A 10,786-nucleotide genomic window follows, 5' to 3' on the forward strand; every position below is an offset into this window, starting at 1 on the left:
GGTTGGCACGCCGCCCGCTGTCCGGGCAGTACTCGGCAAACACGTCATGGAACCGTCAGGCCAACTCGAAGGCGACCGTACGGCGGGTGATGTCGGCGTCGGTGAGCCTGACCCGGACCGGCTGGCCGAGGGGTAGCGCCTGAGTGCCCTTGACCGGGCCCTCGATCGCCAGCGTGGACAGGGCCACGACACCGCGGGCGGGGTCGCGATCGTCCACGTCGGTGATCACGCCGTCGAACGTCGACCCGACGTGATCCTTGACCAGGCCGGCCTCGACCATCGAGACGATCGCCCGCTCGTACGCGTTCGCCTTGCGGTCGCACTCCTCCATGATCTTCGGGATCTCGTCCATCGACTCGCGGACCCACTTCGGCACCTCCACGTCCGCGCACAGCGCCAGGCAGATCTCGCCGGTCCAGCGATCCACCAACCGCCGCAGCGGCGCGGTGACATGGGCGTACTCCGACTTCATCGCGGCGTGTTCGGGCCGCTCGGGCACGCCGCCGGAGAAGGCCGTGTACCCCGCGCCGCGGAACAGCACCGTGCAGGCCGCCAGCATCGCCGCGTGCGCCGGCACCTTCGGATCCAGCCCGTGGATGAACGCGGCGTACGGCGTACCGACGGGCCACGCGATCCCGAGCGCCTTCGCGGTGTTCTCCAGCTTCCGGCGCAGGTCGTCATGCGATTCGGGCAGGGTTCGCAGGATGCCGATCTCGCCGTACATCATCAGGTGCGCGGCCGCCATCCCGGTGAGCAGCGAGATCTGCGCGTTCCAGCCCTCGACCGGGAGCGGCGCGCGGAACTCCAGGTTCCACTCGCCGTTGGAGGCGACGATCTCCTGGTCCGGGATCGGCAGGTTGACGCCGCCGCGTTCGAGCTCACGCTGCTCGCGGAGCTTGCCGACCTCACGGAGCAACTGGAGGGATTCTTGGGCGATGCCGGCATCCAGGTCTTTCTGCACACCGGCGTAGCTCAGCTTGGCCCGGGACATCACCAGGGCACGCTGTACGACGACGTCCGTCCCCTCGCCGCTGCCGTCGACCTTGATCGTCCACAGCAAGGCCGGACGGACCTTGTCGGGCAGCAGGGACGCGGCCCCCTCGGACAACTCCGGCGGGTGCAACGGGATCCGCTTGTCCGGCGCGTAGAGGGTCTCACCGCGCTTGCGGGCCTCGACGTCGATCGGGTCGCCGGGCTGGACGAACGCGGCGACGTCCGCAATCGCGTAGTACACGGTGTACCCGTCGCCGGTGCGCTCGATGTGGACCGCCTGGTCGAGGTCCATCGAGTCGGGTGGGTCGATCGTGACGAACTCGAGGTCGGTCCGGTCCAGCTCCGGCAGCCGGGGATTCGAGGCGGCCTTGATCGCGGCCGCCACCACCTCGGGCGGGAACTCCGCCGGCACCTCCAGTTCGTTCCTGATCGCCTGCAGCGACGTACGGAACACCGCGGGCACGTCCTCGGCGAAATGCACTCTCTGCAACGGCACCGACCACTCCGTCCTGTCAGCCCGCGCACCCCTTTGTGCGCGGGTTGTAGGGGTCAGACTAGCGAGGGCTGGATGTTGAAGGATTTGAGCGACGCCAGGCCGTCGGCGTACCAGTGGATCTCGGTGAGGGTGGCGGGCTTCAGTTCCATCCGGAACATCGACGCCATCGGGGCCTGCAGAACGCCGCGGACCATCAGCTTTATCGGCGTCACATGGGTGACCACGACGACCGTTTTGCCGGGGTAGCTGGTCAGCAGCGCGTCGCGTGCGGACCGGGCCCGGCGTGCGCAAGCGTCGAACGACTCGCCACCCGGCGGCGCGACCGCGGTCGACTCCATCCAAGCGTTGAGTGCCTCCGGCCACTTCTCCTGGATCTCGGCGAACGTGTGCCCGTCCCAGTCCCCGAACGAGCACTCCACCCACCCGTCGCGCACGTCGACGTCGAGCCCGAGCTGCTCGGCGACCACATCCGCCGTCTGGCGCGTCCGCAGCATCGGAGACGCGACGATCGCGTCCACCCCATCCGGGTACTGCGTCGCCAAGTACTGCGCTGCCGCCCGCGCCTGGGCCACCCCGGTCTCGCTCAGTGCGGGGTCGTCTCCACCCGCGCCGGAGAACCGCTTCTCGACGGTGTGCGGTGTCTCGCCGTGCCGCAGGAAGATCAGCTGCGTCGGCGGCTCCGTCTGCGCACCCCAACCCCGCAAGGCCTTCTGCAGATCCGACGCCTCCGCGACAACCGGCGCGGCCGGGCTCTCCGCGGGCTTGAGCGGCACCGGTTTCCCGTCCAGCGCCATGTTCGCGAGCGCGTCGGCGGCCGCGTTTTGCGCGCGTGGTACCCACGTCCACTCGGTCCCGAACGGCGCCAGCGACTGGGCCTTCCGCGCGAGCGGAATCATGTCCGGGTGCTTGACCTTCCAACGCCCGGCCATCTGCTCGATCACCAGCTTGGAGTCCATCCGGACCTCGATCGACGCGTCCGGCGCATACTCCCGGGCCAACTCCAGCCCGGCGATTAGGCCGCTGTACTCCGCCACGTTGTTCGTCGCGACCCCGATGGTGACGCCGGCCTGCGCGAGCACCTCACCGGTCGCGGCATCCCTGACCAGCGACCCGTACGCCGCTGGGCCCGGGTTGCCCCGCGAACCACCATCGGCCTCGATGATGACGTGCCGGGGCGAGTCCGCACCGCTCATACGTTGGTCTCCGCCGTCCGCACCAGGATCCGGCCGCACTCTTCGCAGCGCAGTACGGAATCGGGGGCGGCGGCCTTGATCCGGTTCAGGTCCGACGGGCTCAGCTCCATCCGGCAACCCATGCAGCGCTTGCCGACCAGCGGCGCGGCGCCGATGCCACCGTTGCGTTCCCGGAGCTTCTGGTACTGCGTGACGAGGTCGGCGGGCAGTTCGGCGGCGACCTTCGCACGCTGATCGCCGAAAGCGGCGCGCTGTTCGTCGAGCTCCTTGACCGCGGCGTCCCGGGTGGACTCCAGCTCGGTCTGCCGGCCGGCGAACGCGTCGGCCCGGATCCGCAGCTCGGCCTGGGTCGCCTCGGCGGTCTCCAGCTTCTCCATCACCTCGAGCTCGGCGTCCTCCAGATCCGCGATCCGGCGGTCCAGCGAACCGATCTCGTGCTGCAGGTTCTCCAGGTCCTTCGGTGACGTGACCTGACCGGAGTCGAGACGCTGCTGGTTGCGCGCCTTGCGCTGGCGGACCTGCTCGACATCGCTGTCCGCCTTCTTCTGTTCGCGTTGCAGGTCGGACACCTCGGTGTCGGCGCTGACCAGCTCGCGATCGACGACCGACTTCTCGCCGGCCAGCTCGGCGAGGGCCTGGTGCTCCGGCAGCGACTTGCGTTTGTGCGCGACCTGATCCAGCTGCAGGTCGAGATCCTGCAGGTCCAGCAACCGGCGTTGGACAGCGGGCTCGGCGTTCAGGGTCGGCTCCTTCGATCAGGCGCGTTCAGTTGTCAGCGCTCGGACGCTTGGTCGGCTGTGAGCTGAGAGGCGCAGGCTCAGAGGCGCAGGGTCCAGGCGTCGGTGCAGAGCGTCGAGATGTGAGTGTCCACGGTACTGCCCCGATCTGCCAACCCCGCGAGCAGGAGCCGCTCGGCATCCTGCAGCCACGGCCACTCGCTGGCCCAGTGCGCGACGTCCACCAGTGCCGGGCCCTCGTCGTACGCGCGTGCTTCGGTGGCGGGGTGGTGGCGGAGGTCGGCGGTGACGTAGGCGTCGGCGCCGGCTGCTCGGACTCGGTCGAACTCGGAGTCACCTGAGCCGCCGACTACCGCGACCGTCTCGATCAATCGGTCTGGGTCGCCGGATACGCGGACGCCGTGCTCGGTCGGCGGGAGGTTCTGCCGCACCCGGTCGGCGAAGTCTGCGAGGGGCATCGGTTGCTGCAGGTTGCCGATCCGGCCGCCGCCGAGGGAGCTGGGGAAGCCGGGGGGCATGGGTTTGAGGGGGCGGGTGTTGGCGATGCCTATCGCTGCTGCGAGGGCGTCGCTTACGCCTGGGTTGGCGTTGTCTGCGTTGGTGTGGCAAACGTGGAGGGCGAGGTTGTTTCGGATGAGGTCGTGGATGACCTTTCCCTTGGGGTTGATCGCGGCGACGCTGTTCACGCCGCGTAGGAGTAGCGGGTGGTGGCTGACTATCAGGTCGAAACCACCCTCGATCGCTTCGTCGATGACGGCCCGCATCGGGTCGACGGCGAACAGCACCTTCCGGATCGGCTGATCCAGCTCCCCGGTCACCAGGCCGACGGCGTCCCAACTCTCCGCCCACGCAGGGTCGTACAGCTCGTCGAGCACCCCGACAACATCACCCAAACTCGGATTCACGTGGCCATCCTGCCGCACAAGGCGCGAGTGGTTCGGTTGGGACGGGCGCGGCGCGGCTTCGCGGGGTACTAGATGAGCCAGGCGGTCGTGTCCGCCGGGAGTTTGTCGCCTTCCAGGGGAGCGCTGGACAGGACTACGGCGCCGTCGGGGAGTTCGATGGGGGCGGCGCCGAAGTTGGTGATGGACTGCCAGCCGCCGGGGCGCTGGAAGTGCAGGGACCAGTCGACGCCGTCGACCCATTCGAGGTCTTCGCTGGACTGCAGGCCGCGGCGGACCGCGAGCGCCTTGCGGTACAGGCTCAGGGTCGAGTCGGCGTCGCCCTCCTGGGCCTCGACCGAGTAGGTGCCGAACCACTTCGGCTGCAGCAGGTGTGAACCGCCTGCGCCGAAGCCGAACGACAGGCCGCCGACGGTCCAGGGCAGCGGGACGCGGCAACCGTCGCGGCCCTTCTCGGCGCCCTTGGAGCGGAAGTACGCCGGGTCCTGCAGGTTCGCGGCCGGCAGTTCGCCGACCTCCTGCAGACCGAGCTCCTCACCCTGGTACAGGTACGCCGAACCCGGCAGCGCGAGCATCAGCAGTACGGCGGCGCGTGCTCGGCGCAGGCCCTGTTCGACGTCGACGGTCGGCTCGGTTCCGTTGCTCAGCAGCCATGCCTTGCCGTCCTGCCAGGCGCCGTCCGGGTCCTTCGGCAGCCCGTACCGCGTCGCGTGGCGGACGACGTCGTGGTTGGAGAACACCCAGGTCGACGATGATCCGTTCTGCTCGGCCAGCGCGAGGTTCTCCTCGATCACCTGACGGAACCTGTCGTAGTCCCAGTCGGCCTGCAGCAGGTCGAAGTTGAACGCCTGACCGAGACCCTTGGCACTCGCGTACCGCGCCCGCCGGGTAGCCGGTACGAACGCCTCCGCCACCGCCGACCGGGGCGGGTCGTACTCGTTCAGCACCTGACGCCACTCGTGGTAGACGTCGTGCACCTCGTCGCGGTCCCACAGCGGGTGCAGGCCGTTCGACTCCGACTGCCGGGGCAGCGTGGTCTTGGACGGCAAGGGCTCACTCAAGTCCTTCACCAGCGCGTGCGCGACGTCCACCCGGAAGCCGTCCACGCCCCGGTCGGACCAGAACCGGAGGGTCTTGATGAAGTCGTCGCGGACCTCGCGGTTGTCCCAGTTCAGGTCCGGCTGCTCGGCCGCGAACAGGTGCAGGTACCACTGGCCGTCCTCGATCTGGGCCCAGGCCGAACCGCCGAAGACCGAGTCCCAATCCGACGGCGGCTGGTCGCCGACGCCTTCGCGGAAGATGTACCGGTCCCGCGCGGGCGAGTCCTTCGGCGCGGCCAGCGCTTCGCGGAACCACTCGTGCCGGTCGGACGAGTGGTTCGGCACGATGTCGACGATCAGCTTGATCCCGGCCCCGTGCAGCGCCTCGACCAGCTCGTCGAAGTCGGACAAGGTGCCGAGCCGCGGATCCACGTCGCGGTAGTCGTCCACGTCGTACCCGCCGTCGGCCAGCGCGGACGGGTAGAACGGGCTGAGCCAGACCGCGTCGATCCCGAGCGAGACCAGGTACGGCAGCCGGCTGATGATGCCCTGCAGATCGCCGACCCCGTCACCGTTGGCGTCGGCGAAGCTGCGGGGGTAGATCTGGTAGACCACCGCCTGCCGCCACCAGTTGGGGTCGGACAGGTCGGCGCGGGGTACCTGGAGCTCGGTGCTGGTCACAAGGGGCCTCACTCGTGGTCGGCGGCGAAGTTTCCGGGGCGTTCCGGCGACGTTGCCGAAGTATTTATATAGACTCTAAATTTAGATTCTGCAGTATTCTGCGCGTCATCTTGCGAGGAGGTCAAGAGGGTTATGCCGAAGACTTCGGCGGCCACGCCGCCACTGCTGCGCCGGGTCAACGCCGGAAAGCTACTCGGCGTGCTCTCGAACGCGGGTGTGATGACAGGAACCGGTCTGATCGAGGCGACCGGGCTGACCCGGGCGACCGTGCACGCGGTCTGCAACGACCTGATCGAGATGGGCTGGGTGGTCGAGCTCGACCCCGTGCGGGACGACACCACCGTCGGCCGGCCGTCGCGCCGGTTCGAGTTCAACAGCCAGGCAGGTCATGTGCTCGGCATCGATGTCGGCGCCGCCAAGACCACCGTGCTGGTGGCGAACCTGCGCGGCGAGACCAAGGCCAAGACCGTCCGCTCGTTCGCCGGTGTCGAAGCGCCGGCCGACCGGACCGAAGTGGTCAACGAGGCGGTGGCCGAGGCGATGACCACGGCGGACGTGACCGACACCGACGTGATCGCCGCCGGGGTGGGCGTCGCGGCGCCGGTGGACCGGACCGGCAACATCCTGGCCGACGACGAGTTCTGGCGCAGGTTCGATTCCGGGCTGACCGCGCGGCTGTCCAAGGTGCACGGCTGGCCCGCCCTGCTGGAGAACGACGCGAATCTGGCCGTCCTCGGCGAACACTGGCGCGGTCAGGGTCGCGAGGCAGACGACCTGGTCGTGCTGCTCGCCGGTGAGCGGTTCGGTTCGGGGCTGATGGACTCCGGCCGCCTCCTGCACGGCAGCCGGGGTGGCGCCGGCGAGATGGTCTACCTCAAGCTGGTCGAGGGCGTCGGCGACACCCACGGCATCGCCCGGATCGCCCGCGAGCGCGGCGCCGAAGCGGTCGCCGACCCGGCCGTCGAGACCGTACTGCGGGACCTGGCCGGGACGGATCCGGTCACGGCGGAGCTGGTGTTCACCGCAGCCGCCGAAGGTGACGCGGTGGCCGAGGAGATCCTCGAGGACATCGCCTGCCGGACCGCCCGCGTGGTCGCGACCCTCGGCATCCTCTTCAACCCCGAGCTGGTCGTGATCGGCGGCGCCGTCGCCGAAGCCGCCCAGTCACTGCTCCCCTCGATCGAGAAGCAGCTGCCCACCCACACCAGTACGCCGCCGCGCGTCGCCGCCTCAACCCTCGGCGACACGATCGTCGCAGTCGGCGCGGTCCGGCACGCCCTCGACCTGACCCTGACGGCCCGCCGATTCTGACTGCGGAGCAACCGGGCTCACCTTGGGCGGGTGAGCACCTCGGCGACGGACTCCAGGACGACCAGGTTGCGGCCGTAGGTGACCCCGGATGGCACGCCGGCCGGGACTATCGCGCGATCCTCGGGGATGCCTGTGCAGAGTACGAACACGTCGCCATCCCGACCCTCCAGCAGCTGCTCCAGGGCCGCACGCATCCACGGCGTACGGACCGCGTCCTGGACGGCGACGACGAGCGGGCGCCCCGCGGCCGCAGTACGGGCTTCCGCTAGTGCGGCCGGGTCCTCCGACCGCAGTACGACGCCGGCCGAGTCTGCTGCGATCCGGCGGAAGACCTCTGGGAGCCCACTGAAATAAGGGTTCCAGGCCGGGTGCAGCCCCTGGGTCAGATCGATCACGTACGGCGCGCCGCCGAGTGCCGGGAACTCCTGGCTCGCCACGGTCCGCCCTGCCACCTCGCGCACGGGTGCGCCGCTCAACCCGGGCCGACGCTTCCGCCTGGCCAACGTGGCCGCCAGCTCGCGAACCCGGCCGGCCGCCTCGGCAACCCGGTCGGCCTCGAGCGATCCATTGCCCACGGCATCGACCACGTGCGCGGTCAGCGCTCGCGGATCCGCCTCGCCGATCGCGATCATCGCCAGGTCGGCGCCGGCCCGGATCGACTCGACCGCGGCCTGCTCGATCGACCGGGTCGCGGTGATCGCCTGCATCTCCAACGCGTCGGTGGTGATCACGCCGGTGAACCCGAGCTCGTCGCGGAGCAACCCCTGCAGGATCCGGCGCGACAACGTGGCCGGCTGATCGTCGTACGCGGCGAAGACGATGTGCGCGCTCATGATCAGGTCGGCGCCGGCGTCGATGGTCGCCTTGAACGGCGCGAGCTCGACCGCGGTCACCTCCTCGATCGAGCGGTCCACCCGGGGCAGGGCGAGATGCGAGTCGACCGAGACGTCGCCGTGGCCCGGGAAGTGCTTCGGGCAGGCGGCGATCCCGGCGTCGTGCACGCCTTCGACGAACGCGACGCCATGCCGGGAGACCACGTCCGCCGTGGTGCCGAACGAGCGGGTGGAGATGATCGGGTTCGCCGGGTTGCTGTTCACGTCGACCGACGGCGCGAGCATCACGTCGATGCCGAGCGAGGCGAGCGTGGCGGCGGCATCCCGGGCCGACATCCGGGTCAGCATCAGGTCGTCCAGCTCGCCGAGAGCGCGCGGCGAGGAGAGCGGCCAGGGGTTCGCCGGGGCGAGGTGGCTGAACTCGCCGCCCTCGTGGTCGATCGCGATCAGCAGGTCGGGCCGCTCGGCTCGCAGTAACGCGGTCAGCGCGGTGACCTGCTCGGCGTCGACCACGTTCCGGGTGAACAGGATGACGGCGCCGAGGCCGGCCGCGACCGCGCGGCGCAGGTCGTCGGAGGCGGTGGTCCCGGTGAAGCCGACGATCAGCGCGCCGGCCGCGTCGCGTTCAAGTTGGTCGCTCATCCCCCAACCCTCTCTTGTCGGCGGCCACCACCGCCAGTGGCATCGGCCGGCCTGTGGACAACCCCGCGACCGGCGGAACCTTCACCGGCACCTCCTCTCCCCGTCACCCCAGGTTCGCCGGCCGGCACAAGGGTGGCGGAAGTCCCTTCCCTGTCAGGTACAGAACCCGATCAGTTACGGAGCCCCGCCATGCCCGTCACACCGATCACCCGACGCACCCTGCTCGCCGCGACCGCCGCCGGTGCGACCGCCGTCGCCGCCGGTTCGCTACCTGCGTCCGGATCGCCCGTCCCCGTTGAGTCCGCCGGCACCGCCCAGCAGTTGACCGACCCGTTCACGCTCGGCATCGCGTCCGGCGACCCCGACTACCAGAGCGTCGTCCTGTGGACCCGGCTCGCCCTCGATCCGCTCGCCGCCGACGGTATGGGCGGCATGCCAAGCCGCCGGTACGTCGTGCAGTGGCAGATCGCCCTCGATCCGCAGCTGCGCCAAGTGGTCCGCGCCGGTGCCGTGACGGCCGGACCGGAGTCGGCCCACGCCGTACACGTCGAGGTCGGTGGCCTGCTGCCCGGCCGCGAGTACTTCTACCGATTCCGCTGCGAGGGTCACCTGTCCGAGGTCGGCCGCACGCTGACCACGCCACTGCCGGGTACCTACGGCAGCCCGCTGCACATGTCGTTCGTGTCCTGCTCCAACTACTCCGGCGGATACTTCACCGCGTACCGGCGGATGGCGGAGGAGCACCCGTCGCTCATCCTGCATCTCGGCGACTACATCTACGAAGGCCCGGGCGGGACCGGCGCGCGGGCCCACTCCCCTGCCCAGGAGATCTGGACGCTGGCCGACTACCGGGTGCGGCACGCGCAGTACCGGACCGATCCGGATCTGCAGGCCGCGCACTCGATCGCTCCCTGGGTAGTGGTGTGGGACGACCACGAACTGGAGAACAACTACGCCGACGAGATCCCGTCGCCGGCCGGGCAGGCCGGATTCCTGGAGCGCCGGGCCGCGGCGTACCGGGCGTACTACGAGAGCATGCCGTTGCGGCGCAGCAGCATCCCGAGTGGGATCGACCTGCAGCTCTACCGGCGGATCAAGTGGGGCCGGCTGGCCGAGTTCCACATGCTCGACACCCGGCAGTACCGCAGCGACCAGGCCTGCAACGACACGGCCTCGGACTGCCCGGCCGCGTTCGACCCGGCGCGCTCCATCACCGGGCCGGAGCAGGAGCAGTGGCTGCTGGACGGGCTCGGCCGGTCGTACGCGACCTGGGACGTGCTCGGTCAGCAGGTGTTCTTCGCGGCCCGCGACTTCACCACCGGTCCAGCCGTCAGCTACAGCATGGACGCGTGGGACGGGTACGCCGCATCCCGGCAGCGGATCCTCGACGGCATGCGGGAGCGCGGTGTGACCAACCCGGTCGTGCTGACGGGTGACGTTCACCGGCACTACGCGAACGACCTCAAGGCCGACTTCCGCGACCCGGACTCGGCCACGGTCGGAGTGGAGCTGGTCACCACCTCGATCACCTCCGGCGGCGACGGCCAGGACATGCCCGCGAACGGTCCGCAACTGCTGGCCGAGAACCCGCACATCAAGCTGCTGAACAACCAGCGCGGCTACGTCAGCACCCGGCTCACCCGGGACAGCCTCCGGGCCGACTTCAAGGTGTTGCCATACGTCAGCACCCCCGGCGCCCCCGTCTCCACCCGCGCCACCTTCGTCGTCGAAGCCGGCTCCCCAGGCCTCCACCAAGACTGACCTGCCGCCTCACCCCGATCGCCATCCAGCCGCGGGCTGGGTGGCGATCGGGCCTTTCGGGGATGCTTTCAATCGCCTGAAAGGCCATCGTTGTCAGTGACCGTCAGTGCCTCATTGGGCCCGGTTCTGAGCACTCTGTAGTGCTTTTCAGCCTGATTACCCGACTTACCCCCTCGCTGGATCGACCGGTTGCGGAT

8 protein-coding genes are annotated in these 10,786 nt (G+C 69.6%); 2 read left to right on the forward strand and 6 right to left on the reverse strand.

Annotation, left to right across the window (positions count from 1 at the left end; translation table 11 throughout):
- Window positions 1-55 precede the first annotated feature (55 nt).
- The 5 genes from EV643_RS27615 to EV643_RS27635 all read right to left on the reverse strand — a co-directional run bounded on the left by EV643_RS27615 (window position 56) and on the right by EV643_RS27635 (window position 6,042).
- Complete coding sequence (locus EV643_RS27615; RefSeq protein ID WP_133803075.1) at window positions 56-1,489, reverse strand: RNB domain-containing ribonuclease; 1,434 nt, start codon at window positions 1,487-1,489, stop codon at window positions 56-58.
- A gap of 53 nt (window positions 1,490-1,542) precedes the next feature.
- Window positions 1,543-2,682, reverse strand: coding sequence for a bifunctional RNase H/acid phosphatase (locus tag EV643_RS27620; protein WP_133803076.1), 1,140 nt, complete (start codon window positions 2,680-2,682; stop codon window positions 1,543-1,545).
- Window positions 2,679-3,392, reverse strand: a complete 714-nt coding sequence (locus tag EV643_RS27625; protein WP_202869785.1) for a zinc ribbon domain-containing protein — start codon at window positions 3,390-3,392, stop codon at window positions 2,679-2,681. Before EV643_RS27625 ends, EV643_RS27620 begins: the two co-directional genes overlap by 4 nt.
- Window positions 3,393-3,499: 107 nt before the next feature.
- Window positions 3,500-4,324 carry a Nif3-like dinuclear metal center hexameric protein gene (locus EV643_RS27630; RefSeq protein ID WP_133803078.1) on the reverse strand — a complete coding sequence of 275 codons (825 nt, stop codon included), beginning with the start codon at window positions 4,322-4,324 and terminating at the stop codon, window positions 3,500-3,502.
- Window positions 4,325-4,392: 68 nt separating this feature from the next.
- The gene (locus tag EV643_RS27635; protein ID WP_133803079.1) at window positions 4,393-6,042 is read right to left on the reverse strand and encodes a glycoside hydrolase family 13 protein; all 1,650 of its coding nucleotides are present in this window, start codon (window positions 6,040-6,042) and stop codon (window positions 4,393-4,395) included.
- 132 nt (window positions 6,043-6,174) lie between these two features.
- Between EV643_RS27635 and EV643_RS27640 the strand changes: the two genes are divergently transcribed.
- On the forward strand, window positions 6,175-7,353 hold the full coding sequence (locus EV643_RS27640) for an ROK family protein (protein WP_133803080.1): 1,179 nt from the start codon (window positions 6,175-6,177) through the stop codon (window positions 7,351-7,353).
- 17 nt (window positions 7,354-7,370) lie between these two features.
- Here EV643_RS27640 and nagZ read toward each other — a convergent pair whose 3' ends face one another.
- The gene (gene nagZ / locus EV643_RS27645; RefSeq protein WP_133803081.1) at window positions 7,371-8,828 is read right to left on the reverse strand and encodes a beta-N-acetylhexosaminidase; all 1,458 of its coding nucleotides are present in this window, start codon (window positions 8,826-8,828) and stop codon (window positions 7,371-7,373) included.
- 189 nt (window positions 8,829-9,017) lie between these two features.
- On the opposite strand from nagZ, the gene EV643_RS27650 reads away from it, so the two are divergent.
- Window positions 9,018-10,589 (forward strand): alkaline phosphatase D family protein, encoded by a 1,572-nt coding sequence (locus EV643_RS27650; protein ID WP_133803082.1) that lies wholly within the window; start codon window positions 9,018-9,020, stop codon window positions 10,587-10,589.
- The last annotated feature ends 197 nt before the right edge of the window (window positions 10,590-10,786 follow it).

Origin of the sequence: Kribbella caucasensis, assembly GCF_004361855.1 — a bacterium.
Classification (GTDB): domain Bacteria; phylum Actinomycetota; class Actinomycetes; order Propionibacteriales; family Kribbellaceae; genus Kribbella; species Kribbella caucasensis.

What these genes read in the sequence shown, in the direction of transcription:
- EV643_RS27640 (WP_133803080.1), top strand. Translation starts at nt 6,175, where the DNA reads ATGCCGAAGACTTCGGCGGCCACGCCGCCACTGCTGCGCCGGGTCAAC.
- nagZ (WP_133803081.1), bottom strand. Translation starts at nt 8,828, where the DNA reads ATGAGCGACCAACTTGAACGCGACGCGGCCGGCGCGCTGATCGTCGGC.
- EV643_RS27620 (WP_133803076.1), bottom strand. Translation starts at nt 2,682, where the DNA reads ATGAGCGGTGCGGACTCGCCCCGGCACGTCATCATCGAGGCCGATGGT.
- EV643_RS27650 (WP_133803082.1), top strand. Translation starts at nt 9,018, where the DNA reads ATGCCCGTCACACCGATCACCCGACGCACCCTGCTCGCCGCGACCGCC.